Here is a 15270-nt window from a genome sequence, read left to right on the forward strand (position 1 = left end):
ATCCGCGCTGCTCTCAACCGTAACACCCCTACCCCCCTAGGGTATTCCCGTCGGCTACACCCGGATTCCGATCGCGGCCAGCATGTCGCGCCCGTCCGGGGTGATCAGGGCCGTGTTCCAAGGCGGCGACCAGACCCAGGCAATGCGGTGATGCGGGATGACGTCGCGCAGTTGCAGCTCGATGTCGTGCTCGAGTTGTGCTGTCAGCGGGCAAGCCGGTGTGGTCAGCGTCATGGAGATGATCGCCGTGTCTCCACCCTCGATCGAAACGTCGTAGACGAGGCCAAGGTTGACGATGTCGATGCCGAGTTCTGGGTCGAAAACGTAGAGCAGGGCGTCGACCAAGAGTTGCAGGACCTCCTCCTCGGTGCGCCCGTCACCGAGCGTTGCCGTATTGCTCACCGACTCACCTCCACCGTTTCAGTACGTGTACCGGGCAGGGGTATAGGTTATCGGCGTTGAGCCCGTCAGTCAGCGCATCCGTCTCACCACTGTGGGCATGGCGGGACTAATACGGTAACGAGGGCCCCGGCGGATACCCCCGGAATAACGTCCAATCAGCCCTTGCGGCGCGGGGGCACCCCGATCACGGCTGGCTGCTTTTCCGCCACTGCAGCCGCGTCAGCGCGGCGCACCCCCGTGGAAGACGAAACGAATCGACCAGCGGCGAGGTCGCGCTTGAGACGAGCCCTCAGTTCACGGGCGGCGGTGCGAGCCTCATCGCTGTAAGCGCTGGTCATAGTCATTCACCGCCTTCTGGTCCGGGCAACGTCGGAGGGTCGACGATCTCGGATATCTCGATCGCCATTCTCGCATCCTCGGCGGTCGCGAGGCTAGGGCGTGTCTCCTAACTCCTGGGTGAGGTTGGCGGCAGGCTGGGAGGCGTGTCGCGAACCTCGTCTTTCTCGGATGCTGCGTGGGCTCGGATCGAGCCGTTGATGCCAGTCGCCTCGGCGAAGGGGGGTCGGCCGTTCCAGGATCACCGCCGAGTGGTCGAGGGGATCGTGTGGCGGTTCCGGACGGGGTCGCCGTGGCGCGATCTGCCGGCCGAGTTCGGACCGTGGCAGACAGTATGGAAGCGACACCGCCGCTTCAGCGGCGACGGCACCTGGGATCGGATCTTCGCGGAGGTCCTCGCCGATGCGGATGCTGCAGGCGAGATCGACTGGGCCATCAGCGTGGACTCCACGGTCAACCGTGCGCATCAGCACGCGACGAACCTCCCGCGCGACACAGGGGGCTCTATCGAGTTACAAGAATCTGCGCGAGGAGCCGCCTGATCACGCGATCGGCCGGTCACGAGGCGGATTGAGCACGAAGATCCATCACCTCGTCGACGGGCGCGGTCTCCCGCTGGTCATCCTCGTCGGTCCCGGTCAGGCAGGTGACGCACCGATGTTCCCGGTCCTGATGGATCACCTCCGCGTCGCCCGGCGCGGGCCTGGCAGGCCTCGCACCCGCCCCGCCCGGGTCCGCGGAGACAAGGCGTACTCGTCCCGCGCGATCCGCACCCACCTGCGCGAACGCGGGATCATCGCGGTGATCCCCGAACCGTCTGATCAGCAAGGGCACCGCAGGCGTCGCGGCTCCCGAGGCGGGCGCCCGGTCAGCTACGACATCGAGGACTACAAGGGCCGCAACGTCGTCGAACGAGGCTTCAACGAAGACAAGCAATGGCGCGGCCTCGCCACCCGTTACGACAAACTCGCCCTCACCTACCGCGGCGGCGCCATCCTCCGAGCCATCACCCTCTGGCTCAAACGGTTAGGAGACACGCCCTAGGTCGCGGGCGAGTACCGCCGGGTAGCTCGGGCCCTCGAGGAGTGTCATGAGGATGCGGGAGCGGGTCGGGTCGGCCATCGCCCGGCCCAGCCGGTTCATCACGTCCAGCCGCGAGGCAATAGTCAGCATGCGCTGACCATACAGAACCTGCTGACCTCTCGTGTGTGGCTCCCGCTGCTGATATCTGCCCATCTGCATTGGTGTATGGTCGTGGCATGAGTGTGACGCCGTTGGATTCGTGTCAGGTCACCGCCGTCCATCCGGAGAAGGTGGCGCTGACCCGGGAGAGGATCCCCGACGAGCGCGAGGCCGGCAGGTTGGCCGGGCTGTTCAAGCTCCTGGCGGACCCGCGCCGTGCCCGGGTGCTCTATGCGTTGCTGGAGGCCGGCGAGCTGTGCGTGTGTGACCTGGCGGCGTCGGTCGATGTCGCGGAGGCGTCGGTGTCCCAGGTGCTGCGGGTGCTGCGTACCGCTGGGGTGGTCGAGAACCGCCGGGAGGGGCGGATGGTGTACTACCGCCTCGCTGACGGGCATGTGCGGATGCTGCTGGACGTCTCCCGTGAGCACGCCCGCCACGAGGGGCAGGGCTGATGGGGGCGGGACACAGCCATGCCCCGGCGACCGGGCATGCCGGTGGCCGCTACCGTCGGCGGCTGGCGGGGGCGTTCGCCCTGACGGCGGGCTTCTTCCTGATCGAGCTGGTCGCGGGGCTGGTGTCGGGGTCGTTGGCGCTGCTGTCGGATGCCGGGCACATGGCTGCCGATGTGGTGGTGCTGGGTGCGGCGCTGCTGGCGACGCGCATCGCGAGCCGGCCGGACTCCACAGGGCGACGCACCTATGGCTCCTACCGGACCGAGGTGTTCGCCTCGGCGTTGGCGGTGCTGGCGATGCTCGCGGTCGGGGTGTACGTGGTGGTCGAGGCCATCAGCCGGCTGGGCGACGCGCCGGAGGTGGCCTCCGGCGCTATGCTCGCGGTCGGCTTCGCCGGCCTGGTGATCAACATCATCTCCATGCTGCTGCTGCGCAGCGGGGCCAAGGACAGCCTGAACGTCAAGGGCGCCTACTACGAGGTGATCGCCGACGCCGCCGGGTCGGTGGGTGTCATGGTCGCCGGCGTGCTGATCATCCTCACCGGCCAGCCGATCTGGGACGTCGTGGTCGCGGCGCTCATCGCGGTCTTCGTCATCATCCGGGCAGTGGTTCTGGGCAGGCAGGTGATCGCGGTGCTGGGCCAGCACGCCCCGGAAGGGGTGGACCCGGAGGACGTCGCCGGTGACCTGGACGCGGTCGAGGGGGTGGAGGAGGTCCACGACCTGCACCTGTGGACCCTGACGTCGGGGATGAACGTGGCCACGGCCCACCTGGTCGCTGACCAGGGCGCGGACCACGGCGCCGTGCTTGCCGGCGCGCGCCGGGTGCTGCGCGACCGTTACGGTATCGCCCATGCCACCTTGCAGGTGGAGGGCGCCGGCAGCGACGGCTGTCACGACCTGAGCTGGTAGCACTCGGCACGGAAGCCCGCTCGCGAGAGCCGCACATGCTTGAGCAACGTCTTAGGAGCGCGCGATGACCGCGAAGCACGGCAAGGGCCCCGGGCCGGACGAGGGCCAGCGGCCGGCCCGGCGCGGGGTGGTGCTCACCCTGCTGGGGATCGGTCTGGTCGCCGCGGCTTACGTGGTGACGATCGTGGTCATGGTGGTGCGGTGACGCGGCCCAAACGGACCGCGGCCTCATGGCGGCGCCGCAAGGCGGTCATCGCGTCGTCCAGTGCTGTCCTCGTCGGGTCGAGCACGTAGAGGTCGTGAAGACGTCCAGATATAGGCCTGGGACGGGAGTTCTTGCATCGACTGAACTCCCCGGTGGTTGCAGGTCCGATACGCAGGGGTGCCAGTAAGTAGGGCTGATCGGCGCCCATTTTCTTGTCTCGCGCCCCGGGGCGAGGCGGTCCCCTATCGGTGTCCCTGTGTGCGGGGCAGGTTCACGCCGCGCAGCAGGAGAGCTTGGCGATGTCGGTGGTGAAGGCCTGCGCGGTGAGCTTGAGGCCTTCGGCCATGGTCAGGTAGGGGCTCCAGAGGTTGGCGACCTGGCTGGTGGTCATGCCGGCCTCGAGCATGTAGACCCCGGCGGCGGCGAGGTCGCCGGCGTCCTGGGCCAGGGCGGTAATGCCGATGATGCGGCCGGTGTCGGCGTCGGTGACCATCTTGATGAACCCGCGGGTGTCGCGGTTGACGATCGCGCGTGGGACGTGCGCGAGTGACAGGACACGGCTGTCGTAGCGGATCCCGGCAGCGGAGGCCTGCCGTTCGGTCATCCCGACGGCGGCCAGGGCGGGGCTGGTGAACACGACCCGGGGCAGGTGGCGGTAGTCGACCTCGAGGCCGGCGCCGGTGAGGGCGTTGTCGGCGACGAGGGCGCCGTGGGCCGCGGCGACGTACACGAACTGACGGTGGGCGGTGACGTCACCGGCAGCCCAGACGCGCGGGTTGGTGCTGCGCAGATGGCTGTCGACGACCACCTCGCCGTGGTCGCCGGTGCGCACGTCGACGGTGTCGAGACCGAGCGTGGCGGTGACCGGGCGGCGCCCGGTGGCGACGAGTACCTCGGCCGCCCGGAGTTCCTGTGAGCCGTCAGTGGTGGTGGCAGTGACCGTGACCTCGCCGGTGGCCGGGTCGCGGCGGACCGCGCTGGGCACCGCGCCGCGGATGATCTGGATGCCTTCGTCCGTGAAGATCTCATCCAGGGCGGTGGACGCCTCGGGTTCTTCCTGGGACGCCAGCCGTGAGCGGACCAGCATGGTGACCCGGACGCCGAGCCGAGCGAAGAGCTGGGCCTGCTCCATCGCGACGTAGCCGCCGCCGATGACCAGCAGCGACTCCGGGACGTGGTCCAGTTCCATCGCGGTGGTCGAGGTCAGGTAACCGGCCTCCTGCAGGCCGGGGACCGGCGGCGCCCAGGGCCTGGAGCCGGTGGCGATGAGGTAGTGCGCGGCCCGGACCGTCTCCACCGTGCCGTCAGGGCCGGTGACGCGCAGTGCCGGCTCGCTGGGTGTGCCGACGAACGTGGCGTCCCCGGGGTGGAGATCCCATCCGTACTCGGTGGCCAGGTCCAGGTACTTCTCGCCACGCAGTGACCCGACGAGCCGATCCTTGCCGGCGATCAAGGCGGGCATGTCGACCGGCCGGACTTCGGGGAGCGGCAGGCCGGGGAACCGGGAGGCGTCGAGTGTGACGTGGCGGGCCTCGGCGGTCGCGAGCAAGGCCTTAGAGGGCACGCACCCGGTGTTCACGCAGGTACCGCCGACGGTGCCACGCTCGATCATCACCACCCGTCTGCCGAGGCTGGTGGCGCGGATCGCGGCCGCGAACGCCGCCCCACCGGACCCGATCATTGCCAGGTCATACGACCTGCTGTTAGCCGTTGCCGTCATGAACTCCTCCTTCATCGCCCTCAGGATCGACCTTCCAGTGCACTGGAAGGTCAAGGGGGAGAATGAGTGGCATGCGGATCGGTGAGGTGGCTCGGGCGTCGGGCACGACGAGCAAGACCCTGCGGTACTACGAGGAGGTCGGGCTGCTACCCGCCGCGGACCGCACCCCGGCGGGCTACCGGGACTACGGCGCCGAGGTGCTCGACCGGCTGGACTTCATCCGCCGGGGGCAAGCGGCCGGGCTGACCCTGGCCCAGATCGGTCAGGTGCTGGACATCCGCGACCGGGGGCAGGCCCCCTGCCGGCACGTCACCGACCTGCTCGACACCCGCCTTGATGTGATCGACCGGCAACTCGCCGAGCTCGCGCAGCTACGCACCACGATCGCCGACCTGCGCGAGGACGCCGCCGCCGGCGACCCGGCCACGTGCTCCCCCGAGGATGTCTGCCGCTACCTGTGACACCGAAGTTCACGGGCCCGTGGCAGCGCATGGCGGCCCACTCTGTTGCGTTGGGGTGTTAGACCTTTCGCAACGGTTCTGTTGCGCGGGGTGCACCCTATCGCGACGCCTATTCCTCCGGCCTGCCGTCGGCCGCTGTCCCGGTGAAGGATCCCCTTGCGGGCATGCGATCTGGGCTGACGCCTGTGACCGAGTGTTCAGTGCACGCTGTATAGTTCAGTCCATGCTGACTATTACTTCGCGTCTCGAGGTGATGAACCGCCTGGGTCGTGCAATGGCCGACCCCACTCGATCCCGGATCATCTTGACCCTGCTCGACCATCCCGCTTACCCGGCGGAACTGGCCCGAGATCTGGACCTGACACGCCCGAACGTGTCCAACCACCTGGCATGCCTGCGCGATTGCGGGATCGTCGTCTCCGAGCCCGAGGGCCGTCGGACACGATATGAGATCGCCGATTCGCACCTGGCGCAGGCGCTGACGGCACTGGTCGATGCCACCCTGGCAGTGGACGAAGACGCCCCGTGCATCGATCCCGCCTGCTCGCTTCCCGGATGCGACGCAGCTGGGGAGGGCGCATGAACCTCACCTCGGTCTTGCAGGCGATGGGCCTGTTCGCAGCGACCAACATCGACGACATCATCGTGCTCTCCCTCTTCTTCGCGCGAGGGGCAGGCCAGCGCGGCACTACCGCCCGCATTCTGGCCGGCCAGTACCTCGGATTCGCCGGCATCCTCGGTGCCGCGGTCCTGGTGACCATCGGCGCCGGAGCATTCCTGCCCTCGGCAGCCATCCCGTACTTCGGTCTCATCCCTCTGGGCCTCGGCCTCCGGGCCGCATGGCAGGCCTGGCGCGGAGACGATGACGACGATGACGACGAGGCCAAGGTTGCCGGCAAGAAGGTCGGCGTGTGGACAGTCGCAGGCGTCACCCTTGCCAACGGCGGCGACAACATCGGCGTCTACACCCCTGTCTTCCTCAGCGTGGAACCTCTCGCAGTAGTCGCCTACTGCATCGTCTTCCTCGCGCTCGTCGCGGTCCTGGTGGCCCTGGCAAAGTTCGTCGCCACCCGCCCCCCGATCGCCGAAGTGCTCGAACGCTGGGAGCACATCCTCTTCCCCATCGTTCTCATCGGCCTCGGCATCGTGATCCTCGTCAGCGGCGGAGCCTTCGGACTCTGACGTAGCGGCAGCGATCCAAACGGCCCCGACCGGGCGCACCCCTCTCGGTTCAGACCGCGACACCTACCTGCAGCCAGTCCTGCGTGATCGCGGCAACAAGACCGCCACGGAGCGCTGCAAAAACGCCGCCACCAAGCGAACGAAGCCACAGCCGGGTCGTCACCGATGAGGCTCTCGGCGGTGTCGTGTGGGTCGACGCCCAGGGCCCGGACGTTCCGGGCCTCCTCGGCGGCGGCGTCGAAGGGCCGGCGCAGGACGTCGAGGTAGGTGTCAGCCTCGGCGGCCATGCTCTGCCGGACCTCGCGGCGGATTCGGTCGTGCATCCGGCCGCGCTCGTTGTCGATGGCGCGGCGGGCCCCGACGCGCACGGCGTTGTCGAGGACGTGGGCGGCGTACTGCTCGGGGGTGAGGTCGAGGAGCCGGGCGGGCGTCTCGGTCTCGGCGGGGTTGACCGCGAGCAGGGCCCGGTAGCGGGCGGCGGCCGTGACCGTGCAGCCCTCGGCCTCCAGTGCCGCGATCAGGCCGTCCACGTTGGCGATGGGCGCCGCGGGGGCGTCGGAGAGGTCGACCTCGCCGGCCTTGGCCACGGGCGCGGACCGGCGCACTGCACCCGTGGGCGGGTTCAGGGGGACGCGGATGCGGTCGATCAGGCGCCGGGTGACGGCGTTGTCGAGGAACTCCGGCGTGGTCTCGGAGGGGCTGACGAACTCCCCGGGCGCCTTCTTCGCGGACGGGGCGCTGTACGGGCCTTCCCCGGGGCCGGCCGGGCGGGGCTTGAGCCACACGGCACGGCGGACGACGTAGACGTCCTGGTGCGTGGGGGTGGCGGTCTTGGTGGGCATGGGGGTGGTTCCTTTCGGTTCGTCCGGTCGGGCGCCGGCTCGGGTTGGGGTGGGGGTCACGAGGCTTGCTCCTGGTCGCCGTCGTCGTCGGTCCAGCGGGAGGAGGTGGGGCCGCTGGGGAGGGCCGCGGGGACACCGGCCCAGGTGCCGCCGTCCTCGCGGTAGGTGGTGGCGTAGCTGGTGCAGCGGTCGAGGGCGTCGCAGGCGCGACGGCAGGCACTGGCGGCCCAGGCGGCGTCGTCGGGGTCGTCGGAGGTCCACAGGGGCCCGGCGTCAGGGTGCAGGCAGGGCACGGCGTGGCCGGCGTCGACGGCGGCCGCGAGGTGCTCCACGAGAGCGAGGTGCGCGGCGGCCTTCGCACGGGCGTAGGCCGCGCGCGGGCTCAGGGTCTGCGGGGTCGTCACGCGGCGGGCCTCTCGCGGTCGGTCCGGGGGCGGTACATCAGCGGGTGGCGGGGGTGGGGACGGAAACGCTCCTGCATGTCGACGGTGAACTCTGGGCGGTGCAGCAGGGGGCCCGTGGGGTCGTTGGGGTCCTCACCGAAGTAGAGATCGCTCGGCCCGATGACGAGGAGGCCGTAGTCGGGCATGGTCGCGCCGAGCTCGGCCGCGAGCGCGTGGCGGCCGTCGGGGTTGAGGTGGCGCCACATGTTGGCGCAGAAGGCGAGGTGGCACGGGTCGGGGATGAGGCCGGCCGGTGCGTTGAGGTCGGCCACGGTGAAGTCGATGCGGTCGAGCACGCGGGGCTTGACTTGCCAGGTGGCCGTGTCGACGCGGGTGAGGTAGCGCTCGGCCATGTCGCGGGTCAGGATCCCCTCACGCAGCAGGGCGCGGGCTACCTCGCCGTCTGTGAGCACGCCGGTGCGGGCCTGGGCGATGAGGTCGGGGTCGACGTCCGTGGCGGTGACGGTGAAGTCGTGGCGGTAGCAGTAGTGCTCGAGGAGCATGGCGATCGAGTAGGGCTCGCGGCCGGTGGCGCAGCCGCCGGAGAACACGCGGAGGTGCGTGGGGCCGCCGGCTCGGGGGTGGGGCATTGCCTTGACGGCGTTGGACAGTGGCCCCCACAGGTCGAGACGGCGGAAGAGCTTGGTGTTGGCCATCAGCGCACCGCCAGGTAGCCGGCGAAGTTGAGGGCCCGCCAGTAGGTGTCGACGTGGGTGAAGCCGGCGGCGCGGAGGAGCTCGCGGTTCCACGCGTCGGTGACCGGGACGAGGACGCCCTCGAGGCTGGCGGCCTTGCGGGCGATCGCGTCGGCGCTGTAGCCGTGGGCGCCCTTCATCGCGTGGTAGGTCTCGGTGAGGGCCTGGTCGAGGTGGTGGTCGTCGCCGAGAACCTTCTCGACCAGGAGCAGCGCACCGCCGGGCATGAGGGCGTCGTGGGCGCGGGTGAGGATCGCGTGGCGGTACTCGATCGGGGTGAACTGCAGCGTGAGGACGGACAGGATCACCGCGGCGGGAGCGTCGTCAGGGAAGTCGTGGCGCAGGTCGGTGGCGCGGACCTCGCACGCCCCGGCGTCGACGTACTCGGCCAGGGTCTCGGCGGCCGCGGCGCGCATCGGTGCCGAGGTGTCGACGGCGACGTAGGAGCGCTGGTGGCCGAGCGCCTGAGCGATCGGGGCGAGGGCGCGGCCACGGGAGCAGCCGAGGTCCACGACACGACCGGCGGGCTGGGCGCGGGCGTAGCGGACGGCGAGCGCGGTGGTGAGGTCGCGCATGGTGTCGTGGGCGGGGATCGAGCGGGAGAGCATGTCGTCGAAGGCGTCGGTGACGGCTTGGTCGAAGGTCCAGGGCCCGGCGGGGGTGATGGTGTCGAGGATGCTCACGCTGCCCCCGTGACCGTGGGGAGGTCGGCGCTCGCGGGCAGCAGGTCGCGGCCTCGGGCGGTGTGGGGCTTGCACACCGGGCACGGGATCGGGCGGCCCTGGGCGTCCTGGCCGAGCCAACCGCGGCCGCGGCCGCCGGTGATGCCCATGCACACGTGCACGGTGGCGAGGTCGAAGCCCTCGGGCACGAGCTCGCCGTCGCGGTCTCGTCGTAGGCCGTCGGTGCGGGTCATCGCGGCACTCCTCTCGGTGGTCATGGTTCAGGCGACCTCTGACACGAGCTCGCGCTCGCGGTGCCATTGGAGGTCGTCGGCGCTGAGGTGGCCGCTGACGTCCTCGGGGGCGCGCTGGCCGGCCTTGAAGTCGCCGCGGCAGGGCGCGCAGACGGCGGTGTCGAGGTAGTGCACGCCGTGGTGCGGGCAGAGCATGCTCGCCCCGGTCGTGGTGCGGGTGGTGGGGCGCGGGGGGCCGTCAGCGACGAAGCCGCGCAGGACGGAGCGGAGGTAGGCGGCGGGGTTGACGGCCCGGTCCAGCTCGCGGCGGCGGCGGTCGAGGACGGCGGCCAGGGCATCGGGCTCCCACCCGGCGCCGTCGAGGGTGGCGGCGTGCTCGGCTGCGACGCGGCCGGCGCCGTCGAGGGTGGCGGCGGCAGGCTGGGCGAGGATCACCGCGGCGAGCTCGTCGGCGCGCGACGGCGGAGCCGGAGCGGCCGCGAGCGCCGTGGTGGTCTCGGGCTCAGCGTCCCATGCATGCATGTTGTTGTTCTCTTTCTCTTTCGTGGCGGGGTACCCCGCCAGGTCCCCCGCCAGGTCCCCCGCCAGGTGGGTGGCGGGGTACCCCGCCAGGTCCCCCGCCAGGTCCCCCGCCAGGTGGGTGGCGGGGGACCCCGCCAGGTCCTCGCTGGTGGGGGTGGCGGGGTACCCCGCCACGTCTGTAGGGGTGGCGGGGTATCCCGCCAGGTGGGGTGCGCACAGGCGCCACCGGGTGACGCGGCCGGGCGCTGCCTCGGCCACGGCGATGAGGCCGGCGGCCGCGAGCGCGTCGAGGGCGTTGCGGACGTCGCGGCGGCTCAGGCCGGAGACGTCGCCGGCCAAGGTCTGCGCCGAGGGCCAGGCGATCCCCTGCGCGTCGGCGTAGAGCGTCAGAGCTGCGAGGACGCGGCCCACGGCGTGCGGGCCTATCTGGCGCGTGCTGGGCAGGTCGGCGGCCAGGGCCCAGGCGAGGAGGGTGTCGCTCTGCCTCACGGCGTTACCTCCCCGACCCGTCCCGTCCCGGCGCGGCTAGCCGCGGCAGACCGCCGACCTGCTGGGACCTGCCGACGGCCGGGCAGGGGGCTGTCCCGGCCAGTCCCGACCCGTGAACGGTGTTCGCGCTCGCCGGGGGCTGCGGGTCGCACTCTCGCGTGGGGTGCCGTTGTCGCGCTCTCCGGGGCTGCGTGTGGGTGGAGCTCAGCGACCCGGGGGCACAGCGGGCACCTGGCCACGTGCGCGTGCCAGGGCTCAGCGACGGCTTGAGGGCCGGCGAGCGACGGGGCGAGCTCTTGGACGGTCATTCCTGCGGGGCCTCCTCTCCGCTGCCGTCCGTCAGGGCGTAGTCCGTGCGGCCGTGCGGGCCTGGGACGGACCGGACGGGTGGTTGCCCGCCCTCGGGGGCGCTGAGGCCGCTCAGCGCCGCACGGAGGCGCTGGGCACCCATCCGGCACGTGCGGGCCAGCTCTTCGCGGCCACGGCGGTAGGCGCCGTCATCGTCGGCGCCGTCCGCGAGGACCTGGAGGACGGCACGCTCGTCGTCGGTGAGTTCGAGGGTCCGGCCCCGCCAGGGGTAGGGCCGTCGCTGCCCGGGGGCGACCGCGGGGGCCGGCGTCCGCGGGGGTGCCGTGGCGGTGACCTCCTCGAGCAGGGTCACGGTCTGGCGGGCGAGGATCAGGGCAGCGCGTAGCTGGCCCTGCATGTGGGCCGGGGTGATCATGCGGTCTCCTCTCGGGGGACGGCGCGGAGGTGACGCCCGCTCGGTGCGGCGGGCGGTGTGGCACCAAGGCCGGCGGCGGAGCGGACGGCGGCGCGGATCGCGTCGTCGGGCAGGCGCACGTAGCGCTGGGTGGTCTCGGGCTTGCTGTGGCCGAGGAGCTGCCCGACCGCGAGCATGTCGCGGGTGCCGGCATAGGCGGCGGTGGCGAACCGGTGGCGGAGCTGGTGGCCGGTGACGCCCGCGGGCAGGACGGCGGAGAGGTGGTGCACGACGTGGCCGGGGGTGACGTGCTGGTCGACGCCGTAGGGCGAGGGGAACAGCCACGACCGGGCCGCGGCGACGGCGGCGAGGAGCTCGGGGTGCTCGAGCGGGACGGCGCGGAGCTTGCCGCCCTTGCCGTTGACGTAGAGCAGGCCGTCGCGGAGGTCGTCGTGGTGGACGGCGGAGATCTCCGCGCAACGGAGGCCGGCGAAGGCGCCGAACAGGATCATGAGCCGCACGTCGGGCGTGGCCCGGGCGAGGGCGGCCGCGATCGCCTCATCGGTGGCGGGACGCGGGGCGGCGGTGGGGACCTTGATGCCGGGGAGCCGCTCGGCGGGGCTGGTCTCGCAGTGGCCCATGTCGATCGCCCACCGGTAGAACGTCACCAGCGCGGACCGTGCGGACTTGCGGGTGTCGGGCTTCCAGTCGCCCGCGGCGAGGAAGGTCACGAGGTCGCCGGTCGTCGCGGTCCACGGCGAGGATGCCACCGTGCGGAGCCGGCCGAGGTAGGAGCGGTGCACGCGGATCGTGCCGAGGGCCCTGCCGCCCGCGCGCTGGTACCGGGCGTAGGCCTCGATCGCTGCGCCCCACGTCTCGGGCCGGCCGTTCACCGGGCACCGCCGCGGCTGGGACGTCGGCCGGCGATGTAGGCCAGTCGCCCGGACGCCGTAGCAAGGGCGAGTGCTAGCGCCATGGCGGCCTCGTTGTCGAGCGTGGTCCCCTCGTTCACCCACGCGGCGATGTGCGGCTCGCCGGGCTCGTGCTTGCCGTCGCGCCAGGTGTCCTCACGGTCGATCGAGACGGCGAGGTTCGCGCGCCGCGGCGTGAGGGGCACGTCGAGGGTGTGGGTGGTGAACAGCGTGCCGGCGTCGGGGTCGACGGACCACGACGCGGACGACTCTGCCCACGCGGGGGCGAAGTCCGCGGGGTCTGGCGCTGCGGCGAACAAGGCGTCGATGCGGTCGAGCTCGGCCAGGTCCGCGGCCGCGCGCTCCCGGTCAGGGTCGGCGGCGACGGCGGCGCGGAAGCGCTCACTGAACGTCTGGCCGATGGGGGTTGTGCCGCGCTCGGGCTCAAGGTGCCATCGTGCAGTCGGGTCGGCGGGGTTGAAGTACGCGTGAGAGTCGTCGTCGCTGGCAGTCGCCGGTACGCTTGTCACGAACTCATCTCCTCGGTTGGTGGGTTCCACGCCCCGGGACGCTGCACACGTCGCCGGGGCTCTGTCGTCGGTCAGGCGGTTGCCTTGGTGGTCTCGCGGCTGGGGCCGGCAGCGAACTGCTCGTCCACCCACCGCTGGAGCCGCTCACGGTCGTAGACGACACGGCGGCCGATGCGTGCGGAGCTCGGGCCGGTACCCATGTGGCGCCAGTAGCGCAGGGTCGCCTCCGGCACTCGCAGCACCTCAGCAGCCTCAGCCAGCGTCAGCAGGTCACTCACGGCAACTCCCCTTTCGTGTGGTTCAGCCATGTCGTCACTGAACCATCGAGGTGCAGGCTTGTCAAGTGGTGCTCCCGTTGGCAATGATGGGGCGCTATGAGGATCAGCGCTCGGACAGAGGGCGACCCGCCTTCGACAGAGGTCGGGCCGGGACTATGGGTGCGCGTGCCGGTCACGGTGCTCTGCGAGGGAGTCGAGCTAGAGGGGGCGCTCTACGATGTGGCGCTGACGATCGACATGACCGACGACGACGGGCTCAGGCCGGTGGCGGTGAAGGTGGCGGCCCAGAAGGGCAGCCCCCCGATAGCGAGCACGACACTGCGCAGCGTGAAGGTCGGTGAGCTCACGCGCGAGGCTCTCGCGCTGGTCGTGGAGCCGCGAGCGCGGCGCAGGACGGGGCTGGTCGGACCCCACGCACGTGCGATCGACGTCGCCAAGCACGGCATGGATCCCGCTCAACACACGGTCACGATCACGCCGAATCTCGATGACGAGGCGCGCGCGCGGTTGCGGCAGCAAGGCCCAACGGACGAGGCGTTGGCGTGGGTGGCGTACTTCTACAACCTCGCCACCCTCCTCGGCCTACCTCCCGCCCGGCATGTCGAGGTCAACCTCGGGCTCCCCCGCACCACCGCCTCTAAGTGGGTCCGTCGCGCCCGCGAGAGGGGGTTGCTCGGTAATGGCTAGCGTCTCGCGGTACAAGCTGCGCCGGTACGTCACCGACGACGAGGGCCGGCGGGTCCTCGATCCGGACACGGGCAAGCCGCTGCGCGAGGAGACGGGCGAGACGGTCTGGCGTGCGCGGTACCGCGACGCCGCCGGCAAGGAGCACGTGGCCCACCGGGCGCGAAAGGTGGACGCCCAGCGCTGGCTAGATGCGCAGACCGCCTCCCTGGTGCGAGGGGATCACGTCGAGCCGGGTCGGGGGCGCGTCGCCCTGCGAGCCATGGCGGAGCCGTGGCGGGAGAACCCGAACTGGACCGCCAGCACGAAGGCACGTAACGAGTCCATCCTCGAGCAGCACGTGCTCCCACGCTGGGGAGCTGTGCGCCTGGTCGACGTCGAGCACGAGGCGGTGCAGGCGTGGGTCAACGAGCTCGTGGCCGCCGGCCTGGCGGGTGGCACAGTGCGCAAGGTGGTGGGGGTGCTGGCCGGCGTGCTCCAGCTCGCGGTGAAGGCGCGGCGCATCGCGGTCAACCCTGCCCGCGGGGTCGAGCTACCGAAGCAGGCGCTGACTCGCCGGCGCTATCTCACGGCCGCCCAGGTCGAGGCAGTGGCGGACGCCGCCGACGAGTGGGGTGACCTGGTGCTCGTGCTTGCGTACTGCGGTCTCCGGATCGGCGAGGCGGCCGCGCTGCGGGTCCGACACGTCGACATGCTGCGGCGACGCTTCCGGATCGAGGAGGCCGTCACCGAGGTCGACGGCAAGCTCGTGTGGTCCTCCCCGAAGGACCACCAGCGGCGCAGCGTGCCGTGGCCGCCGTTCCTCACCGAGGACCTGGCGGAGCGGCTCAGCGGCAAGGGCAGGGATGATCTGGTGTTCCCCGCGGCGCGCGGCGGCGCCGTGCGCGTGCGCAACATGCGCCGCGACTGGTTCGACCTGGCGGCCGCGGCCGCCGGCGTCGAAGGGCTCACGCCGCACGAGCTGCGGCACACCGCGGCGTCGCTTGCGGTCTCCGCCGGGGCCTCGGTGCTGGCGCTGCAACGGATGCTCGGTCACGACAAGGCGAGCACGACGCTCAACGTCTACAGCGACCTCTTCGACGAGGACCTCGACGACATGGCGGAGAAGCTCGGAGAGGTGCGCGCTCGCGGCGTTGCGGACTCAGTGCGGACTCGGGCCGGCGCCCAGACCAGGGCCGTCGTCGCTATAGGTCGCTGACCTGCGGCGTTACTGGTGCCCTCGGGCAGATTCGAACTGCCGACACCCGCTTTAGGAGAGCGGTGCTCTATCCCCTGAGCTACGAGGGCGGGGACCGGGGAACAGGTTACCGGGCGCTGACCCGCCTGCCCGAACCGGGCTCAGCCCGCCTGCTCGAACCGGGATCGGACCGCCTGCCCGAACCGGGCTGGGGCCCGGCCGAGCCGGA

Annotated in this window: 20 protein-coding genes, 1 tRNA gene and 1 pseudogene; 9 read left to right on the plus strand and 13 right to left on the minus strand. The window is 71.2% G+C overall.

Features of this window, described 5'->3' with window-relative positions:
* Window positions 1–54 precede the first annotated feature (54 nt).
* A complete protein-coding gene (locus AAEM63_RS15135) occupies window positions 55–402 on the minus strand; it encodes a metal-sulfur cluster assembly factor (RefSeq protein ID WP_341359064.1) in 348 nt (115 codons plus the stop codon).
* Between the two features lie 536 nt (window positions 403–938).
* Between AAEM63_RS15135 and AAEM63_RS15140 the strand changes: the two genes are divergently transcribed.
* Window positions 939–1782 (plus strand): IS5 family transposase gene (locus AAEM63_RS15140; RefSeq protein WP_341361390.1). Its coding sequence is split into 2 segments (ribosomal slippage): window positions 939–1235 and window positions 1237–1782, totalling 843 coding nucleotides; the frame shifts between segments, so codons are not numbered across the junction.
* On the opposite strand, the pseudogene AAEM63_RS15145 reads toward AAEM63_RS15140, so the two are convergent.
* Window positions 1777–1911: pseudogene (locus AAEM63_RS15145) on the minus strand (ArsR family transcriptional regulator); the annotation flags it as partial. The gene AAEM63_RS15140 and the pseudogene AAEM63_RS15145 overlap by 6 nt on opposite strands.
* A gap of 86 nt (window positions 1912–1997) precedes the next feature.
* Here AAEM63_RS15145 and AAEM63_RS15150 point away from each other — a divergent pair.
* The 3 genes from AAEM63_RS15150 to AAEM63_RS15160 all read left to right on the plus strand — a co-directional run bounded on the left by AAEM63_RS15150 (window position 1998) and on the right by AAEM63_RS15160 (window position 3488).
* Window positions 1998–2372: a metalloregulator ArsR/SmtB family transcription factor gene (locus tag AAEM63_RS15150; protein ID WP_158493939.1), complete on the plus strand. Its 375-nt coding sequence runs from the start codon at window positions 1998–2000 to the stop codon at window positions 2370–2372.
* Window positions 2372–3283, plus strand: a complete 912-nt coding sequence (locus tag AAEM63_RS15155; protein WP_341359065.1) for a cation diffusion facilitator family transporter — start codon at window positions 2372–2374, stop codon at window positions 3281–3283. The genes AAEM63_RS15150 and AAEM63_RS15155 overlap by 1 nt, the downstream gene beginning before the upstream one ends.
* A 64-nt stretch (window positions 3284–3347) precedes the next feature.
* Window positions 3348–3488: a hypothetical protein gene (locus AAEM63_RS15160; RefSeq protein ID WP_002854087.1), complete on the plus strand. Its 141-nt coding sequence runs from the start codon at window positions 3348–3350 to the stop codon at window positions 3486–3488.
* Between the two features lie 271 nt (window positions 3489–3759).
* Here AAEM63_RS15160 and merA read toward each other — a convergent pair whose 3' ends face one another.
* Window positions 3760–5223, minus strand: a complete 1464-nt coding sequence (merA, locus tag AAEM63_RS15165) for a mercury(II) reductase (RefSeq protein ID WP_158493938.1) — start codon at window positions 5221–5223, stop codon at window positions 3760–3762.
* Window positions 5224–5279: 56 nt separating this feature from the next.
* Between merA and AAEM63_RS15170 the strand changes: the two genes are divergently transcribed.
* The 3 genes from AAEM63_RS15170 to AAEM63_RS15180 all read left to right on the plus strand — a co-directional run bounded on the left by AAEM63_RS15170 (window position 5280) and on the right by AAEM63_RS15180 (window position 6851).
* On the plus strand, window positions 5280–5669 hold the full coding sequence (locus tag AAEM63_RS15170) for a heavy metal-responsive transcriptional regulator (protein WP_036382791.1): 390 nt from the start codon (window positions 5280–5282) through the stop codon (window positions 5667–5669).
* A 223-nt stretch (window positions 5670–5892) separates the two neighbouring features.
* On the plus strand, window positions 5893–6252 hold the full coding sequence (locus AAEM63_RS15175; RefSeq protein WP_158493936.1) for a metalloregulator ArsR/SmtB family transcription factor: 360 nt from the start codon (window positions 5893–5895) through the stop codon (window positions 6250–6252).
* Complete coding sequence (locus AAEM63_RS15180; RefSeq protein WP_067191811.1) at window positions 6249–6851, plus strand: cadmium resistance transporter; 603 nt, start codon at window positions 6249–6251, stop codon at window positions 6849–6851. The genes AAEM63_RS15175 and AAEM63_RS15180 overlap by 4 nt, the downstream gene beginning before the upstream one ends.
* Window positions 6852–7749: 898 nt before the next feature.
* Here AAEM63_RS15180 and AAEM63_RS15185 read toward each other — a convergent pair.
* From AAEM63_RS15185 to AAEM63_RS15225, 9 genes are all read right to left on the minus strand, one after another.
* The gene (locus AAEM63_RS15185; protein ID WP_341359066.1) at window positions 7750–8097 is read right to left on the minus strand and encodes a hypothetical protein; all 348 of its coding nucleotides are present in this window, start codon (window positions 8095–8097) and stop codon (window positions 7750–7752) included.
* The gene (locus AAEM63_RS15190) at window positions 8094–8792 is read right to left on the minus strand and encodes a CheR family methyltransferase (RefSeq protein ID WP_341359067.1); all 699 of its coding nucleotides are present in this window, start codon (window positions 8790–8792) and stop codon (window positions 8094–8096) included. The genes AAEM63_RS15185 and AAEM63_RS15190 overlap by 4 nt, the downstream gene beginning before the upstream one ends.
* Window positions 8792–9514 carry a methyltransferase domain-containing protein gene (locus AAEM63_RS15195; RefSeq protein WP_341359068.1) on the minus strand — a complete coding sequence of 241 codons (723 nt, stop codon included), beginning with the start codon at window positions 9512–9514 and terminating at the stop codon, window positions 8792–8794. The genes AAEM63_RS15190 and AAEM63_RS15195 overlap by 1 nt, the downstream gene beginning before the upstream one ends.
* Complete coding sequence (locus AAEM63_RS15200) at window positions 9511–9747, minus strand: hypothetical protein (protein ID WP_341359069.1); 237 nt, start codon at window positions 9745–9747, stop codon at window positions 9511–9513. Before AAEM63_RS15200 ends, AAEM63_RS15195 begins: the two co-directional genes overlap by 4 nt.
* 27 nt (window positions 9748–9774) lie before the next feature.
* A complete protein-coding gene (locus tag AAEM63_RS15205) occupies window positions 9775–10758 on the minus strand; it encodes a helix-turn-helix domain-containing protein (protein WP_341359070.1) in 984 nt (327 codons plus the stop codon).
* Between the two features lie 304 nt (window positions 10759–11062).
* Window positions 11063–11482: a hypothetical protein gene (locus tag AAEM63_RS15210; RefSeq protein ID WP_341359071.1), complete on the minus strand. Its 420-nt coding sequence runs from the start codon at window positions 11480–11482 to the stop codon at window positions 11063–11065.
* Window positions 11479–12354: a tyrosine-type recombinase/integrase gene (locus tag AAEM63_RS15215; protein WP_341359072.1), complete on the minus strand. Its 876-nt coding sequence runs from the start codon at window positions 12352–12354 to the stop codon at window positions 11479–11481. Before AAEM63_RS15215 ends, AAEM63_RS15210 begins: the two co-directional genes overlap by 4 nt.
* Complete coding sequence (locus tag AAEM63_RS15220) at window positions 12351–12902, minus strand: hypothetical protein (protein WP_341359073.1); 552 nt, start codon at window positions 12900–12902, stop codon at window positions 12351–12353. Before AAEM63_RS15220 ends, AAEM63_RS15215 begins: the two co-directional genes overlap by 4 nt.
* Window positions 12903–12973: 71 nt before the next feature.
* On the minus strand, window positions 12974–13180 hold the full coding sequence (locus tag AAEM63_RS15225; protein WP_341359074.1) for a helix-turn-helix domain-containing protein: 207 nt from the start codon (window positions 13178–13180) through the stop codon (window positions 12974–12976).
* A 159-nt stretch (window positions 13181–13339) separates the two neighbouring features.
* On the opposite strand from AAEM63_RS15225, the gene AAEM63_RS15230 reads away from it, so the two are divergent.
* Both AAEM63_RS15230 and AAEM63_RS15235 read left to right on the plus strand, forming a co-directional pair.
* Entirely contained in the window at window positions 13340–13867 is a 528-nt protein-coding gene (locus AAEM63_RS15230) for a hypothetical protein (RefSeq protein WP_341359075.1), read from the plus strand.
* Window positions 13860–15062 carry a tyrosine-type recombinase/integrase gene (locus AAEM63_RS15235; RefSeq protein WP_341359076.1) on the plus strand — a complete coding sequence of 401 codons (1203 nt, stop codon included), beginning with the start codon at window positions 13860–13862 and terminating at the stop codon, window positions 15060–15062. Before AAEM63_RS15230 ends, AAEM63_RS15235 begins: the two co-directional genes overlap by 8 nt.
* Before the next feature lie 13 nt (window positions 15063–15075).
* On the opposite strand, the gene AAEM63_RS15240 is transcribed toward AAEM63_RS15235, so the two are convergent.
* Window positions 15076–15151: transfer RNA gene (locus AAEM63_RS15240), tRNA-Arg, on the minus strand.
* Window positions 15152–15270 lie beyond the last annotated feature (119 nt).

It is taken from the genome of Georgenia sp. M64 (genome assembly GCF_038049925.1).
GTDB lineage: Bacteria > Actinomycetota > Actinomycetes > Actinomycetales > Actinomycetaceae > Georgenia.

Coding starts and splice junctions, on each gene's coding strand:
- AAEM63_RS15200 (WP_341359069.1), bottom strand. CDS start 9,747: ATGACCCGCACCGACGGCCTACGACGAGACCGCGACGGCGAGCTCGTG.
- AAEM63_RS15170 (WP_036382791.1), top strand. CDS start 5,280: ATGCGGATCGGTGAGGTGGCTCGGGCGTCGGGCACGACGAGCAAGACC.
- AAEM63_RS15190 (WP_341359067.1), bottom strand. CDS start 8,792: ATGGCCAACACCAAGCTCTTCCGCCGTCTCGACCTGTGGGGGCCACTG.
- AAEM63_RS15160 (WP_002854087.1), top strand. CDS start 3,348: ATGACCGCGAAGCACGGCAAGGGCCCCGGGCCGGACGAGGGCCAGCGG.
- merA (WP_158493938.1), bottom strand. CDS start 5,223: ATGAAGGAGGAGTTCATGACGGCAACGGCTAACAGCAGGTCGTATGAC.
- AAEM63_RS15175 (WP_158493936.1), top strand. CDS start 5,893: ATGCTGACTATTACTTCGCGTCTCGAGGTGATGAACCGCCTGGGTCGT.
- AAEM63_RS15150 (WP_158493939.1), top strand. CDS start 1,998: ATGAGTGTGACGCCGTTGGATTCGTGTCAGGTCACCGCCGTCCATCCG.
- AAEM63_RS15210 (WP_341359071.1), bottom strand. CDS start 11,482: ATGATCACCCCGGCCCACATGCAGGGCCAGCTACGCGCTGCCCTGATC.
- AAEM63_RS15235 (WP_341359076.1), top strand. CDS start 13,860: ATGGCTAGCGTCTCGCGGTACAAGCTGCGCCGGTACGTCACCGACGAC.
- AAEM63_RS15180 (WP_067191811.1), top strand. CDS start 6,249: ATGAACCTCACCTCGGTCTTGCAGGCGATGGGCCTGTTCGCAGCGACC.
- AAEM63_RS15155 (WP_341359065.1), top strand. CDS start 2,372: ATGGGGGCGGGACACAGCCATGCCCCGGCGACCGGGCATGCCGGTGGC.